General features: G+C 47.8%; 16 protein-coding genes. 3 read left to right on the forward strand and 13 right to left on the reverse strand.

From position 1 onward, the window contains the following. Positions 1-186 precede the first annotated feature (186 nt). Entirely contained in the window at positions 187-474 is a 288-nt protein-coding gene (locus OXH00_10155; protein ID MCY3741370.1) for a hypothetical protein, read from the forward strand. Between the two features lie 156 nt (positions 475-630). On the opposite strand, the gene OXH00_10160 is transcribed toward OXH00_10155, so the two are convergent. The 11 genes from OXH00_10160 to OXH00_10210 form a co-directional block, all read right to left on the reverse strand. Next, complete coding sequence (locus tag OXH00_10160; protein ID MCY3741371.1) at positions 631-1326, reverse strand: hypothetical protein; 696 nt, start codon at positions 1324-1326, stop codon at positions 631-633. Positions 1327-1768: 442 nt separating this feature from the next. Further along, a complete protein-coding gene (locus tag OXH00_10165; GenBank protein MCY3741372.1) occupies positions 1769-2374 on the reverse strand; it encodes a hypothetical protein in 606 nt (201 codons plus the stop codon). 49 nt (positions 2375-2423) lie between these two features. Next, a complete protein-coding gene (dnaK, locus tag OXH00_10170; GenBank protein ID MCY3741373.1) occupies positions 2424-4364 on the reverse strand; it encodes a molecular chaperone DnaK in 1941 nt (646 codons plus the stop codon). 314 nt (positions 4365-4678) lie between these two features. Continuing rightward, positions 4679-5485: a LamG domain-containing protein gene (locus OXH00_10175; GenBank protein ID MCY3741374.1), complete on the reverse strand. Its 807-nt coding sequence runs from the start codon at positions 5483-5485 to the stop codon at positions 4679-4681. Between the two features lie 86 nt (positions 5486-5571). Next, positions 5572-6294 (reverse strand): phytanoyl-CoA dioxygenase family protein, encoded by a 723-nt coding sequence (locus OXH00_10180; GenBank protein MCY3741375.1) that lies wholly within the window; start codon positions 6292-6294, stop codon positions 5572-5574. 70 nt (positions 6295-6364) lie between these two features. Then, entirely contained in the window at positions 6365-7852 is a 1488-nt protein-coding gene (locus OXH00_10185) for an Nramp family divalent metal transporter (GenBank protein ID MCY3741376.1), read from the reverse strand. 60 nt (positions 7853-7912) lie between these two features. After that, positions 7913-8641, reverse strand: a complete 729-nt coding sequence (locus OXH00_10190) for a ThuA domain-containing protein (GenBank protein ID MCY3741377.1) — start codon at positions 8639-8641, stop codon at positions 7913-7915. 238 nt (positions 8642-8879) lie between these two features. Then, the gene (locus OXH00_10195; protein ID MCY3741378.1) at positions 8880-9284 is read right to left on the reverse strand and encodes a helix-turn-helix domain-containing protein; all 405 of its coding nucleotides are present in this window, start codon (positions 9282-9284) and stop codon (positions 8880-8882) included. Beyond that, complete coding sequence (locus OXH00_10200) at positions 9281-9619, reverse strand: type II toxin-antitoxin system RelE/ParE family toxin (protein ID MCY3741379.1); 339 nt, start codon at positions 9617-9619, stop codon at positions 9281-9283. Before OXH00_10200 ends, OXH00_10195 begins: the two co-directional genes overlap by 4 nt. 30 nt (positions 9620-9649) lie before the next feature. Further along, positions 9650-10843, reverse strand: a complete 1194-nt coding sequence (locus OXH00_10205) for a trans-2-enoyl-CoA reductase family protein (GenBank protein MCY3741380.1) — start codon at positions 10841-10843, stop codon at positions 9650-9652. A 132-nt stretch (positions 10844-10975) separates the two neighbouring features. Beyond that, positions 10976-11437, reverse strand: a complete 462-nt coding sequence (locus tag OXH00_10210) for a RidA family protein (protein MCY3741381.1) — start codon at positions 11435-11437, stop codon at positions 10976-10978. A 265-nt stretch (positions 11438-11702) separates the two neighbouring features. On the opposite strand from OXH00_10210, the gene OXH00_10215 reads away from it, so the two are divergent. Continuing rightward, complete coding sequence (locus tag OXH00_10215; protein ID MCY3741382.1) at positions 11703-12725, forward strand: zinc-binding dehydrogenase; 1023 nt, start codon at positions 11703-11705, stop codon at positions 12723-12725. A gap of 3 nt (positions 12726-12728) precedes the next feature. After that, on the forward strand, positions 12729-14123 hold the full coding sequence (locus tag OXH00_10220; protein ID MCY3741383.1) for a sulfatase: 1395 nt from the start codon (positions 12729-12731) through the stop codon (positions 14121-14123). A 65-nt stretch (positions 14124-14188) separates the two neighbouring features. Here OXH00_10220 and OXH00_10225 read toward each other — a convergent pair whose 3' ends face one another. Both OXH00_10225 and OXH00_10230 read right to left on the reverse strand, forming a co-directional pair. Continuing rightward, a complete protein-coding gene (locus OXH00_10225) occupies positions 14189-14608 on the reverse strand; it encodes a PIN domain-containing protein (GenBank protein ID MCY3741384.1) in 420 nt (139 codons plus the stop codon). Beyond that, the gene (locus tag OXH00_10230) at positions 14596-14802 is read right to left on the reverse strand and encodes a DUF2281 domain-containing protein (protein MCY3741385.1); all 207 of its coding nucleotides are present in this window, start codon (positions 14800-14802) and stop codon (positions 14596-14598) included. Before OXH00_10230 ends, OXH00_10225 begins: the two co-directional genes overlap by 13 nt. Positions 14803-15089: the final 287 nt, after the last annotated feature.

The raw sequence follows: 15089 nt of genomic DNA on the forward strand, positions 1-15089 counted from the left end.
TTAACTGAAAACTGAAAGGTTTTTCATGCCTCGCAGTGAGAGAAAACCGAACTGAAAACTGACAACTATCTACGAAATAGCGTGCAATATCCGTGCCAATATTCTTCGCTTGAAACAGCCGAAATTCTTGCTGAATGTCTGCCAAATTGACACGGATATAAAAATGGTGTAAGTTGACAAGTCAATTTGACTTACTGCCCGCATCATATTTCTGTTTGCGGATACTATGCCGCCGGTGCATCGTTGGCACAGATGGCAGAAGCCATCATTCTGGATAAGAAACGACTACTGCCCTGCTCTGCACACCTTACCGGGCAATACGGTATTGATGATCTCTATATCGGGGTTCCGATTAAACTCGGTGGAGATGGTATAGATGAGATTCTCGAAATCGAACTGACTGAAGACGAACTCAGTTCCTTACAGCATTCTGCTGCAACGGATCGGGAAGGGATTGCGTTGTTGGGGTATTAAAACAGCGTACCCTGCATGTAAAGTGGGTTGTGTTAGCAGGACTTCTCACCTTGAACAGCTGGCTGAGTCTATCACATTGATGTGAAGGGCTTGATCAGTTGCATTTAAAGTTAGTACCCCCAAAAATCAAATGTTATCTAATCTTGAGTAATTTACCTAATAGAAATTTAAGCCAACACGAAAAGCAATATCTGATCTCTCAAAAGAAAACTGTAAACCACCGAGTGCTGTTACTGTCGGCGACAATTCAATCTCTATACCGATTTCTCCAGCTAGGTCTCCATGACGCACTGATTTTTTGAAAACTAAATTCTCTAATTCTTCAGCAAATTCTGCGTTAGTTTCTGAAGTTTCCCAAGACCTGATATAAGATAAAGTGAAAAACGGGTGCATCACTTGTCCAGACTCGGTTTCCAGGCGTTTTAAGACACCTGCCGCACCTGAAAGTCTAAGAATACGTGAACGCTCAAGGATCTGATTCGTAGACTCTTGAACAGATCGGAAGAATACAGCACCGAAATCTCCTCTCCAAAAATAGTCTAAGCCGGTGTCCCCTAACGGTTTGAGACGCACGATACTGACCACCCCATTAGGTGCTGGCGGAACAGCAGTTGCGTCAGTCAATCCGATCCCAACTTGAAAAGAAATCTTTAAGTCATCTTCAACCCCATAGTCAAGATTAGCACCAACCGTTGTAGTGTCTTTGGGTTCAGTAATACCTATATCCTGCTTACTGAGAGCAAGTCCAAGCGAGGTATCCGCTGTAGGCAACCGGTATAAACTTGTCTGAGAATACGCGATAATAGGATACAGCATAAATATCAACGCTACATACATCCATTTCTTTAACAATGCATAACTCCTTCTATCGAAATAATACCACTTCTAATTGACGACTTCTCATTAAAAGGGGCCGCCGTTTTTAGTTATGCCCGGTGGGGTTAGGAATGCAGATCGCATTTGGTCGAGTACGCCGCAAAACCGCACTATAGGTGTCAATTTAGGGATATTTCGCGATATTTAGCGTGACCCCATCATAGATGCCGTCCCTACGGGGCTTGGGTTTTCCTTGAGCCGAGTTTCTACAGAGACACCGTTCCTACGGAACTCAAGCGTTTTTGAAGTTTTCAAGGTTTCTATGTAAAACCCGGTTCGGTTAGGAAACCGCACCTACTGGGCCTGGGTAGACGGTGCGGTCAATGCGATATAAACTTTTAGAAACGGTATAAGAATCTTGCCCCTCAGAGTGGCAGGCACAGAAACGATAATTTCAGAGACACCATCAAATGCCAACTTACGCCTTTTGTGCGACCATACTGGCGAGGATGCCGAGGATCCTGTCGCACCGCTCAATGGTGTAGGTTGTCATATCGATGTGTAGGCACTTTCCTTGCAACTTGAGAAATAACCACTCAACACCTGTTGTGGAAGCCCCATAAACGCAAGGGATATCATTTCCTCTTTCTGCATTAAAGCGTTGGGCGGCGAACATCTCGGCGACACATTGCCCAAGACCAAGTTTCAAATCAAGATTTTTTGCCTCAACAAGGATAATGGCAGGTGCTTCCAGATAGAATTGGTTTGGTGACAGACTCACCAAAAAATCGCACACGCCGGCTAATCCCTGTTCAGAATCAATGTTGAAATCAATCCCAGAAAAGAGACTGATGCGGCGATCACAATGCTCGCGAAGTTCAACCAGAACATCAGCAACAATCAGTTCCGAACGCGCTTTTTCTGTACCGATAGCGGTAGCTAACGATGCCTTTCTCTCCAGTCCTGTGGTGAGATAGGCACTTGGTGGCACCACTTCTACGTCAGAAAAGAATCCCGCTGTGTCAATCTTTTCAAGTTCAAATGCTGGCAGCACCGATTCTAAGGTGAAGTCACTATAAGCCATTGAGAAACCTCCCATGTGGCACCAACAGAGTCGCAATTTAGAGGGGGACCTAACTTTTATCTTTCTCCTTGTCCTCGTCAACAACTTCGTATTCAGCGTCAACGACATCATCGCTATCTGCGGCATCCGGTGTTGCTTCATCAGCAGCGGATGGATCTCCCGGAGCAGCACCCGGATCCGCACCGGCTGTCTGCTGGTACATCTGCGCAGAGACTTCATGCCAGACCTGCGTTAATTCATCCGTTGAAGACTGGATCTCGGCGTGGTTGTCTGCCTCTAACGCCTGCTTGACACGCGCAACGGCAGCGTTCACTTTCTCCTTGGAAGCATCGTCTACCTTGTCGCCAAATTCACCCAAGTTCTTCTCAGTCTCGTAAACCATGGAATCCGCCCGGTTGCGCGTCTCAACTTCTTCGCGTTTCTGCTTATCTTCCTCGGCGTGTGCTTCGGCATCTTTCATCATCTGTTCGATCTCTGCCTCGCTGAGTCCAGAGGAAGCGGTAATGGTAATCTTCTGCTCTTTACCGGTCGCGGTATCTTTTGCAGACACATTGAGAATACCGTTCGCGTCAATATCAAACGTCACATCAATCTGCGGTACACCTCTCGGCGCGGGGGGGAGCTCACTTAAACGGAAACGCCCGATGGTTTTGTTGTAAACCGCCTGTTCACGTTCGCCTTGAAGGACATGCACATCAACCGAGGTCTGGTTGTTCTCAGGCGTTGTGAAGATATTCGATTTCTTTGTAGGAATCGTTGTGTTCCTATCAATCAACCGCGTGAACATTCCACCAAGTGTCTCAACTCCAAGTGAGAGTGGTGTGACATCCAACAACAGAATGTCTTTGACCTCTTCATCACCTGCGAGGACACCGCCCTGGATTGCTGCACCGATGGCGACGACTTCATCCGGATTGACCCCTTTGTGCGGTTCTCTGCCGAAGAGTTGCTCCACGGCTTCCTGCACTTTAGGCATCCGTGTCTGTCCACCGACAAGGATCACTTCGTCAATTTCAGAGGGCGGCATCTCAGCATCCGCGAGTGCCTGTCGGCACGGTTCAAGTGACCGTTGGACGAGATCATCTGTAATCTGTTCGAGTTTTGCGCGGGTAAGCGTCAAGTTAAGGTGCTTCGGACCACTGGCATCAACGGTGATAAACGGCAAATTTATGTCGGTCTGTAAAGTGCTGGAGAGTTCACATTTTGCGGTTTCCGCTGCTTCTTTCAAGCGTTGCAAAGCCATCTCGTCGTTGCGGAGATCAATCCCTTGGCTACTGAGGAATTCTTGCGCCATCCAGTCAATCACCACTTGGTCGAAGTCATCTCCACCGAGGTGTGTATCGCCGTTCGTGCTTTTTACCTCGAAAACACCATCACCGATTTCCAGAATAGAGATGTCAAATGTACCGCCGCCGAGGTCATAGACGGCAATCTTCTTGTCGCCTTCGGTTTGCAATCCATAGGCGAGCGATGCGGCGGTCGGTTCATTGATAATCCGCTCGACTTCTAACCCTGCGATCTTGCCTGCGTCTGCTGTCGCCTGACGTTGGGAATCGTTAAAGTAGGCAGGCACGGTGATAACCGCTTTTGTGACATCCTCTCCGAGGTACGCCTCGGCGGTCTCCTTCATTTTCCGCAAAACCATCGCGGAGATTTCCGGGGACGAGTAATCTTTACCATCAATATTCACGGCGACATCACCATCTTTATCGGCTTTTAATTCATAAGGCACACGCGAAGCATCGTCGCCGATCTCGTTAAATTTGCGTCCCATGAACCTTTTAATCGAAAAGATTGTATTTTGTGGGTTCGTGATGGCTTGTCTTTTAGCAACTTGTCCAACGGGACGCTCGCCTTCTTTGGTAAAGCCGACAACCGAGGGCGTCGTTCGATTACCCTCCGCGTTTTCGATCACTTTCGCATCGCCGCTCTCTAAAACAGCCACGCATGAATTTGTTGTGCCTAAATCAATTCCAATGACCTTGCTCATTTCTAATTTCTCCTCTGTATGAATAACTTCGAGATTATATTATTAATTATCAGTTATCAGTTGTCAGTTTGCCTCGCAGTGAGAGTTAAGAGTCATGCTGTGGCAGGTACAAGAAAAGCAACTGCCACAAGTAGTTAACTGAAAACTGAAAGGTTTTTCATGCCTCGCAGTGAGAGAAAACCGAACTGATAACTGACAACTATTTACAAAATAGTATGCAATATCCGTGCCAATATTCTTCGCTTGCAATAACCGAAATTTCTACTGAATGTCTGCCAAATTGGCACAAAAATAAAAAAGACCAAGTTCACAAGTCAATTTGACTGACTACGCACCCTATATCTCTGTTTGAGATGTCCCCATGTCGTCGGCAATTTTGCCTCGGGGTCAACCGCCAAAATCTCTTGGATACCGCCCTGAATTTCTTTAATCTCATCCTGTGAGAGTCCCCGGTTAAAGAGTGCGAAGTCATCAATAATACCGTTGTAGTAGCGATTGAGAGCCGGTGGTTCCTCAGTGCCGAGAAAAAGCGGGGCATCAATCGGCACCAGTTTATCGCCAGTCTTAGGATAATCTATCAGTACCTCACCATCAAGATAGATGGTCCACCACTTTCCACTCTGAAATGAGACAGCAACGTGCTGCCATTTGTCTTTGACGACATCACGAGGGCTTTGTGCTGGCACATTACGTCCACCGGTCAACTTCCATCCCATCCATATAAAACCGTCCGGATGGAGCAGCACCTCAAAAAATTCCTGTACATCTGGTCCCTTTGCAGCGATAAGTTGCCATGTACCGGGTCCCGCTTTCAAAGTGGGTTTAATCCAAGCAGCAATTGTAATTCCGTCGGTAAATTCAAATGCATCAGAGTGTTCAACCCGAACAACCCCATCCTTACCACCGAAATTAACCGCTTTCCCGATTTTACCATCGCTCCATGATGTATCTCCCTCTAATTTCCCATCCTGTTTGTTACCAGAAAGATCGGCGACAGTCTTACCCGCACCCTCCTCAAAAGCAAAATAGACGACTAAGCCTTCCAGTTCTGCGGCTGTGCTAACACTTTGAAAATTCCCTACCAGATACACAGCACACAAGCAAATTAATAATTGACGCATGAGTGTCCTCCAATCCTATAGGGGTCAGTTTGTAAAGAAATACGGGCGGATGTAAAAACACCCGCCCGCGAGACACCTGTATATACCTAAGCAAATGGAAACGTCCCTTGATACCCACGCGGTCGAGAGACGTGCCAAACGCCTTCATACATCGGGGTTACCTGATAATGGCAGACGACATTACTCCGCTCCATATCGTCCCGTTCTTTTGCACCTTGATGGGGAATGTGATTGATAAATACCACACAATCGCCTGCTTTTGGATATAGAATAACATGTTCTTGCGCTTCACACCATTCTTCAAATTTAGGGCGATCTAACGGATAGAGGTGCGGCGGTTCTGACAAATGTCCACCTTTGATAAACTTAAGATGCCCTTCACCGGGGGCGTTATCTTGAAAATAGTACGTCGTGTTAATCCCGACAGGTGCCATCGCAAATGGGTGTTCCTCGACATACCGTTGCTCCTGCCAGTAGCCGTAAAAATCCATGTGCCACTCTTGGAGATACGGCCCCGGATTGATATGCGCTCGCAGGCTTCGGAGCTGACACTGTTTGCCCATTAAGCCTTCAAGATAGGGACGGACGCTCGGATGCCCGACGAGCGGCGCGTATGTATCCGGTTCTCGATCGAGCAAGGAATCAAACCACATGTTTCCGACAGCGTTTAAGCCTTCCTCCCACCCCTTTTCTCGTGCGTAGTTAACGCGCTGACGGATATGTTCCGTCTCTTCCGGTGATAATGCACCCTCTATTAAAACGAAACCTTCTTGCTGGAGTTTCGCGAGTTTACCTTTCATGTCTGCCATGGTTTCCTCTCCTTTTGAAGATTCAGAGTTATTGACAATATTCTATATGCTTATATAAAAAGGGTCAACTTTAATTGCCAGCGAAAAGCTTAACGAACAACCCCCAACCGCTAATCCCCGCAAAGGTGACAAGCACTGCTGCAGAAATTAAAGCACCAATGAACATGAACGGACGCGTCCGATACCCAGCCGGGAGTTTGGCGTTCAGATATAGTGCCGCAAGCATCATCAATGCGATTGAAAAATTCGCCAAAATAAAACCAGCGATCTGCGTTAAGATGTCAAACGGGATATTCAACCAGATCAGCACCATCGTTGTAAGGAAAATATAGAGACAAACCCATTTGCGAAGCGTCCCGTAACCCCATTCGCGGTGAGGCCAGATCGCCTGAAAGAACTCTTGCATCACGCGGGCATAGATTTCAGGGAGTGCTTGTAGTGTTCCCCACAGCGCAACGATAATACAGATGTAATAGACCCACACGAGTGACGCGTGGATATTCTTCCAGACGCTTGCTTGATCGGTGAGCAGACTCCAGCCTTCAAAGGTGCTTTCCATTCCATATAGGACGGCAGCCCCTGAGATCATAAACGCGCCTGTCACAATGAACAGCACGATTGCCCCCATACCGATATCCCATCTTAGGGGAGCAAGGATTTTTCGGAGTTGGCTGATCTGCTCAGGGTGTTCAGGGAGATAGTCAATTTTATCACTATTTGCGGCACGCTGACGGATGGCTTCAATGTTATTATGGGATGTCATGCCCCAGCGATGCATACTCACCCAATTGGCATAGACGACGTATCCCATGACAGAACCGCCGACGTAACCGAACGCTGTCGCCATTGTCAACAACGGATTCTCGACGGCATCCTTCGGTGCCCATTCAGGAAACTCAGGTAGGTGCCCAAAACGGAGGCTCCCAACCAGTGCTTTGCCAAAGTCGGGACGCACCATCAATGTGCCGATAATTGTGCCGACAACGAGGATAGCACAGATAATGAGCTGCTGCTTTTCCAATCTTTCAAAGGAGATACGTAAGCCGAAAAGGAGCGCGAGGGTGATAAAACAAGACGTGATTAGATTTTCCCAAACGAGTTGCGAGATACCTGAAGATAGCGTGTCTTTAAATAGAAAATGGAGCAGCGCACCGCAAGGTTTGGCGATCGGCACCCATGCTAAAGGCGCGCCTACCATTTCAAAGATGACAATTGCAATCAGAAGCCATCCACGCGGTCCCGGCAGCTTGGCGAGTCGATTCCCGATATATTCACCACTAACAGCGGTATATCGCCCCAGCAGATAAGTGACAAAAACACCTTTCACGACGCAGCTGAGTAGTACAAGCCAGAGCAAATTATATTCAGCCCACGCGCCTGCCCGGACAACAACGATCGTTTCGCCAGCACCGATGCTTACTGAAGCCACGATTGCAGCAGGTCCAAACACAGCAGCAAGCCCAATAATTTTCTTAAGCGACCACGGTTCAGCAAATGGACCGGCGACGGGTGGGATGTCAACGTGTTCAGTATTTTTTGGGGTCTCTTCTGTCTGCATAGCAGGTTCCCTAAAAGCAATGAGCGGACTCAAAGAAGTCCGCCCGCTGCCACCGCTTTATTATTCCAACGGTTCTAACGGCTTAGCATTCCCAAAAACTGGGGTCGGTGCGTTGCCCGGTGCTGCCCATCGAGAGGCGTTTGCAATCACGTGTCGAACGTTCTCATCATAATAGATCGGGTACGTCTCGTGACCGGGACGGAAATAGAAGATTTTGCCTCTCCCGCGATAATAACAGCATCCACTTCGGAAGACTTCACCACCGGGGAACCAGCTCACAAAAACAAGCGTATCCGGCTCAGGAATATCAAACGGTTCGCCATACATCTCGGCGTGTTCAAGTTCAAAGTATTCGCCTAAACCCTCGACAATTGGGTGTCCGTGTTCAATGACCCAGAGGCGTTCCTTTTCACCGGCTTCACGCCATTTGAGGCTACAAGACGTGCCCATCAAACGGGTAAAGGGTTTAGAATAGTGGGCAGAGTGGAGCACGATAAGCCCCATACCCTCCAAGACGCGGGCGCGAACTTTGTCAGCAATAGCGTCCTCAACTGCGCCGTGTGCGGCGTGTCCCCACCAGATTAAGACATCTGTGCTTGAGAGTACAGCATCGGTTAAGCCGTGTTCGGGTTCATCTAAAGTTGCGCTTTGAACTTTAAAGCCACCGGAGTCGTCCAAACCATCAGCAATTGCGGCGTGGATACCTTTTGGGTAGATACCGCGAATAAAATCGTTCGTTTTTTCGTGCCTAAATTCATTCCAGACTGTAACCTGAATTGGTTGCGTCATAGATTTCTCCTCATAATAGTTATCAGTCTTCAGTTATCGGTTGTCGGTTAAGAAGTCTCTATGCAACAATTCGCCTTTGCTGGAATACACCAAGTTAGGGAAGATTTTACAAAGGAGACTCTTAACTGATACCTGAACACCTTTGTTTGTTAAAAATTCACAAAATCAGGTTTCAAAAACCGATTTCGGGTTTTTAGTTTATCAAATCATCGTATCGATCGGTAATGGGTATAAGCAGTTAACGCAAATCACCGCGCTCGGTAGTAACTTCAAGATGCGGATCTGCGCTTTCTCTTGGTGCAACCGAGTAATCCTTGTCTGTACTGGCATTCGTATCCTTTAGCGGTTGAATAGACAACCGACATCCAAGTCCCTGAAGAATCGTATTGAGCGTATCCAGGCGCGGTGCCTTTTCGCTTGAGAGCACGTCCGAGAGGACTTGTGGCGCGATGCCGATTTTCTTAGCGACCTCGGAAACCCCACCTCGTGCTTCAATGACATGCTGGAGTCCCAGCAGAAAAAATAGAATGTCGCCATCCTCTTGGTATTCCTCAAGTGCCACGTCGAGATAGCTGACCGCTTCTTCCGAGTCAGCCGCAAATTGTTCCATTAGGAACTCGTGCAGGGTTCTCAATTTTCTCATGATCGTGTCTCCTTGTATTCAAGCCAATAGTTTTTTGCGCGTTCAATATCCCGTGACTGTGTTGACTTATCTCCTCCGCAGAGCACAAGGACGCGTATATTATCGGGCTTACTGAAATAGATGCGATAGCCCGCGCCAAAATGAAACCGCAGTTCAAACACTCCGTTCCCAATAACATGACAGTCACCAAAATTACCAGCCTCAAGCCTCACAAGCCTCCTTTGAATTCTGGTTCGCGTCCGTGTGTCTCGGATTGCGTTAAACCACTCAGCAAAAGGTTCATGACCGTTTGGTGTGCAGTAAAATTGCAATTCTCTTGGTTGTACGCTACGCATTAAGGTTTTGACCTCCGCAGCCTGCTACTTTTAGAACACTAATTCCGTCTCCACCGCTTCATCGTAATCTACGCCTTCGACTTCAAACCCGAAAAGGTTTCGGAAACGTCGCCTATAACCTGCGTAATCGGAGAGTTCGTGGAAGTTGTCGGTGTCAATTTGTGCCCAACGCTCGGTCACTGCGTTGGTTATCTCAGGTTGTAACTCCCGGTCATCGAGTCGGATATAACGTTCACTATCGAGTTGGGGTTGTAACCCCGGTCCGAGATGTTCTGAGAAGAGGCGCCGCATCTGTCCAATGGGTGCCTCATTGACACCCTTCGCGTCCATGATGTCATAAAGAATGCTGATATAGAGCGGCACAACCGGAATCGCTGCAGACGCTTGCGTAACAACGGCTTTGTTCACCGAAATATAAGCACTACCGCCGAGTTGATCAGCAAGTCGTTGGTCAAGTGCGTCCACATGTGCTTTCAGGTCGTCCTTTGCTCTACCGATAGTGCCCTCTCGGTAGATGGGCCAGGTCAAGGAACTTCCAATATAAGTATAGGCGACGACGGTTATTTCTGGCGCGAGCAATTCCGCGTCCGCCAATGCGTCAACCCATATCTCTAAATCTTCACCACCCATCACAGCAATTGTATCGGTGATCTCTCGTTCATTCGCTGGCTCAATCGTTACAGGTGCGACGACTTCCCGACTTAGATCAATTGTCTTCCCTGTATATGGGGCGCCAATAGGTTTAAGAACGGATTCATGTGAGACACCGGTACCCGGGTGTATTCGGCGTGGTGCGGCGATGCTATAGACGAGGGTATCTATTTTGCCGAAGTCCGCTTTGAGTCGGTCAATAGTTTCCGTTTTCATCTCATTTGAAAACGCGTCTCCGTTGAGACTCTGTGCGAGAAATCCGTCCGCTGCCGCTTGTTGATGGAAGGCAGCGGTGTTATAGTAGCCTGCCGATGCAGTGCGTCTGTCGTCGGCTGGACGTTCGTAGAGGAGTCCGAGCGTTTTGGCACCGTAAGCATAAGTCAAGGCGATGCGAGAGGCAAGCCCGTACCCCGTTGATGCTCCGATAACAAGGGCATTCATATCTGTCTCTTTGTGCGGGATGCCGTGCTGGATCTCGCCTATCTGGTTGTTTACATTCGCCTGACAACCTGCTGGATGGGCATTGGTACAGATAAACCCACGTATCCGAGGTTTAACAATTTGAACTGCCATTTTTTTTACTTTCCTTGCGGCGTAATAAGCGTGGTTTCATGCTTAGAGTATTCTCCTCCCGAGTCGCCCTCCACTTCGTTTCGGGCTGCGCTTTCGTGACTCATAATACCGACTTTAAGTTTCCTCAAGAGATTAATCCTCAATTTCGATGACCATTTCAACTTCAACGGGGATCCCGCCGGGCAATTGCACCATGCCGACTGCGGAGCGCGCATGTTTGCCTTTATCGCCAAATACCTCAACGAAGAAATCTGATGCGCCGTTGACGACTGCCGGTTGGTCGATAAAATCGGGTGCTGAATTGACGAACCCAACCACTTTGACGACCCGTTTCACCCTGTCCAAATCACCGAGTGCGTGTTTGAGGGTACTTAATAAGGCGATCGCCACCTCCCGCGCCGATGCGTAGCCTTCTTCAATCGTCGCATCGGTACCGAGTTGACTCTTATAGATTGGACCTTCACCTGTTCCGGGTCCGTGTCCTGACGTAAATATGAGATTGCCGGTCTGCACCGTTGTAACGTAATTCGCTACGGGGACCGCTGGTTCTGGTAGTTCCACACCTAATTCTTCAAGCCTTTGTTCTACTTTCATTGATCCGTCCTTTTAGAAATAGATTATTAGATTCTAATATACCGCAAACACGATATCTTTGGTATAACTCGTAAGTCAAAACTTGCCGTGATCGTTTGCTTTCACCTCTATTATTAAACAGACTTTCGCTAATTTTGTCAAGCAAAGTTTTTGTGCATCCGCAGTATCAAAACGCTACAATTTGCTTTATAGCGCGACCTATGCTAAAATGCAGGAGGTTTAACCGAAATATCCGTATATCTTTAGGAAGACACAAGGAGCAACTATGAAGGTCGCAGCAATTTTAGGTGAACATCAAGCAGGGCTCGTCGAGGTGCCAGATCCAACACCGAAAGAGGATTGGGTCGTCGTAAAAATCCATGCGTCGCCGATGTGTAACGAATACCACGCTTTTGAGCACGGCAGCAAAACTGATCGGATGGGACACGAGGCAGCAGGTGAGGTTGTCGATGTTGCACAACCCGGAAAAGTAGAGGTAGGCGATAGAGTAGTCGTGATGCCGCAATATCCTTGTGGGAAATGCGCGCTTTGCACAGATGGTGACTATATCCACTGCGAAAACAACTACAATTTTGAGGAATTCGTCGGATCCCCTTACGGCAGTGCGACAATGGCACAGTATATCCTGAAACCGTCTTGGTTGCTCCCGAAGATTCCAGACAACGTCTCTTATGAACACGCCTCACTTGCGTGTTGTGCGTTAGGGCCGTCCTACCGCGCCTTCGACGAGATGGGGGTTAACGCGACACATACCGTGCTCATCACGGGTATTGGCCCCGTCGGTTTCGGTGCGATTACCAACGCCAGGTTCCGCGGTGCGAAGGTCATCGCAGCAGAATTAATTCCGTGGCGCGCCGAGCGGGCAAAACAGATGGGCGTTGAAGCGGTCATCAATCCAACCGATGAAGATGCTGTTGATCAGATTCGCGACCTTACAACAGACGGGCGCGGTGTCGATTTCGCGCTTGATTGTTCTGGCAACGTCCAAGCGCATCGGCTTTGCATTGACGCAACGCGTCGGCGCGGCACCATCGCTTTTGTTGGACAAAGTGGCAGAAACGATACTGTTATCCATGTGAGTCCGGATCTCATCGGCAAAGGATTACGTCTCGCTGGCGCGTGGCACTATAACCTGAACCAATTCCCCGGATTGATGAAGGTCATCGAAGGATCATCGCTCCTCGACTTGCTGATCAGCAACGTCTTCCCCATGAGTGAAATCCAAGCGGCATTTGAGACCTCCGCCTCTCACGAAAGTTCTAAGATTATCCTCAAACCTTGGGAATAAGCCATGCCAACAACACACAGACCGAACATACTTCTCATCGTGTCCGATGACCACGCGGCACCCGCGATTAGCTGCTATGGTAGTGAAATGAACCGCACCCCGAATATCGATCGAATCGGTGATGGCGGGATGCGGTTCAACAACTGTTTCTGTACAAACGCGATCTGCACACCTGCCCGTGGCTCCATCCTAACGGGGAAGTACAGCCATAAAACCGGCATCAAAACCCTCGCGGATACAATCGATCACACGCAGGAACGGACGGTCGCACAGATACTGCATGAAGACGGATATCAGACGGCGATTGTCGGAAAATGGCACCTCGGACACGGTGGTGTCAGCGATCCGCACGGCTTCGATTACTGGAATGTGTTCCCAGGGCAAGGCGCGCACATCAACCCTGAAATGATTGAGATGGGTGAACGCAAACAATTTAACGGATATTCCGCAGACATCGTGACAAACAGTTCGCTGAATTGGCTACAAAATAGGGAGATAGATCAGCCGTTCTTCCTGATGACGACCTATAAAGCGACACACGATCCGTTTTTTCCGAATCCAAAGCATCTACATCTCTATACGGACGAAATTCCTGAACCACCGACTTTCAACGACACCTATGAAAATCGGGCAGATGCTGCAGCTATGAACACGGCGAAGGTCAGCATCATGCAACGGAAAAACCATCTCCCAGAGCCAACGCCGGAAGGTCTGGAAGGCGATGATCTGAAGCGGTGGAACTATCAGTGCTACATGCAGAACTACCTACGTTGTGCGCACGCTATCGACGAAAACGTTGGACGATTGCTTGATTATCTGGATGCTGAAGATTTAGCGGAGGACACGCTCGTCATCTATTCGGCGGATCATGGGTTCTTTTTAGGTGATCACGGCTGGTACGATAAACGGTTCATGTATGAGGCATCGATGCGGATTCCGTTGCTTGTCCGATATCCACGTGAGATTCCAGCGGCAGGCGTCAGCGATCAGATTGCCCTGAATGTCGATTTTGCACCGACGCTACTCAACTACGCTGGCATAGCAATTTCAAACGATATACAGGGAAGTAGTCTCCGAACCTCGTTGGCGGGTGAAATGCCTACGGATTGGCGGACATCCATGTATTACCGATATTGGATGCACCTCGCGCATTTCAATATCCCCGCGCACTATGGCGTGCGGACAGAACGCTATAAACTCATCTACTATTACGGTGAGGCGTTAGGGTCAGGCGGTGCGATTGATCGTTCTACACCCCCGGAATGGGAATTGTTCGATTTGGAGAAAGACCCGCATGAGATGCACAATGTCTACGCAGATCCGGCGTATGCGGGGATTGTTGTAGAATTGAAGGCGGAATTGGAACGGCTACGAGATGAATTGGGGGATTATGAGTGAATTGGAATCATCCATCCGAAAGAAATTGAAAACTTTTGACCATGTTTTTCGGTACGGGCGTTTCTTCAGTTGGATGCTCCTTTTAGGACATCAACAGGCTCCTTTCGGCCCCTCTCTGTCAAATCGAAGTCCTTATCAAAGCTAACAATCTGTAGATCGTATTTCTCAGCAACCGCATATTGATAAACATCATCAAAATCGAGATTGAATTTTTGAGTGGGTAGGTTTAATGTCTTAAGATCCTCTGGAGTGAGTGAAAGTATACTAATGCCATCAACAATCATATCTTCCACAAAGCGAGTGAAAATTGTAAAATTCTTTACTCGAAACAAAGCGATGCCAATCGAATAAACAGAGAAATCTGTCATGAAGATTGTGTCTAAATCAATCAACTGGAAAAATGACTCGACTTCTGCTGCCCTCTCTTGACGCAACAATGCTTCAAGAAAGATATTGGTATCTACAAGATACACTAATCTCTCCATTCCAATGTTTTCTTTTGAAGTTCAAGTGCTGTATACTGGTCCCGATATTCTTCCAAAGCACCAATCCAATCTAACTTTGGTTTCTTTTTTTCTTGTGAAACTTTTTCGGTTAGAAGGGTATCAATGAAATGGATCACTTCCTTATGACATTCAGGAGGTAACAGTTTGAGTTTTTCAATAATGATCGATTCCATTTTTATCTATCTCCTTTACCTTTTTTGTATTACTCCCTCGTATGACAATTCTTAGGGGAGCATCAGTTTTTCGATGTTCACCGCAACTAACGTACTTTACTGTAAATATTATAAATTATCTTGATATTTAAAGCAAACCTTTCCTCAAGCGTAGGAACCGAATAAGCCGATCCATTTGACCCCATATTTCTGCAAAGTTTCCCGATTGTCCACAAGTGTTTGCTTGATAAATGCTTTGCTAAGAATTTTTGGGTTCGTCATTTTACAAAGTCTCCACTTTCACCTCA

Source organism: Candidatus Poribacteria bacterium (genome assembly GCA_026706025.1).
GTDB lineage: Bacteria > Poribacteria > WGA-4E > WGA-4E > WGA-3G > WGA-3G.

Bases quoted from the DNA above. Each gene is read 5' to 3' on its own strand.
- OXH00_10165 (MCY3741372.1), bottom strand. From the start codon at position 2,374: ATGGCTTATAGTGACTTCACCTTAGAATCGGTGCTGCCAGCATTTGAA.
- dnaK (MCY3741373.1), bottom strand. From the start codon at position 4,364: ATGAGCAAGGTCATTGGAATTGATTTAGGCACAACAAATTCATGCGTG.
- OXH00_10175 (MCY3741374.1), bottom strand. From the start codon at position 5,485: ATGCGTCAATTATTAATTTGCTTGTGTGCTGTGTATCTGGTAGGGAAT.
- OXH00_10180 (MCY3741375.1), bottom strand. From the start codon at position 6,294: ATGGCAGACATGAAAGGTAAACTCGCGAAACTCCAGCAAGAAGGTTTC.
- OXH00_10185 (MCY3741376.1), bottom strand. From the start codon at position 7,852: ATGCAGACAGAAGAGACCCCAAAAAATACTGAACACGTTGACATCCCA.
- OXH00_10190 (MCY3741377.1), bottom strand. From the start codon at position 8,641: ATGACGCAACCAATTCAGGTTACAGTCTGGAATGAATTTAGGCACGAA.
- OXH00_10195 (MCY3741378.1), bottom strand. From the start codon at position 9,284: ATGAGAAAATTGAGAACCCTGCACGAGTTCCTAATGGAACAATTTGCG.
- OXH00_10200 (MCY3741379.1), bottom strand. From the start codon at position 9,619: ATGCGTAGCGTACAACCAAGAGAATTGCAATTTTACTGCACACCAAAC.
- OXH00_10205 (MCY3741380.1), bottom strand. From the start codon at position 10,843: ATGGCAGTTCAAATTGTTAAACCTCGGATACGTGGGTTTATCTGTACC.
- OXH00_10210 (MCY3741381.1), bottom strand. From the start codon at position 11,437: ATGAAAGTAGAACAAAGGCTTGAAGAATTAGGTGTGGAACTACCAGAA.
- OXH00_10215 (MCY3741382.1), top strand. From the start codon at position 11,703: ATGAAGGTCGCAGCAATTTTAGGTGAACATCAAGCAGGGCTCGTCGAG.
- OXH00_10220 (MCY3741383.1), top strand. From the start codon at position 12,729: ATGCCAACAACACACAGACCGAACATACTTCTCATCGTGTCCGATGAC.
- OXH00_10225 (MCY3741384.1), bottom strand. From the start codon at position 14,608: ATGGAGAGATTAGTGTATCTTGTAGATACCAATATCTTTCTTGAAGCA.
- OXH00_10230 (MCY3741385.1), bottom strand. From the start codon at position 14,802: ATGGAATCGATCATTATTGAAAAACTCAAACTGTTACCTCCTGAATGT.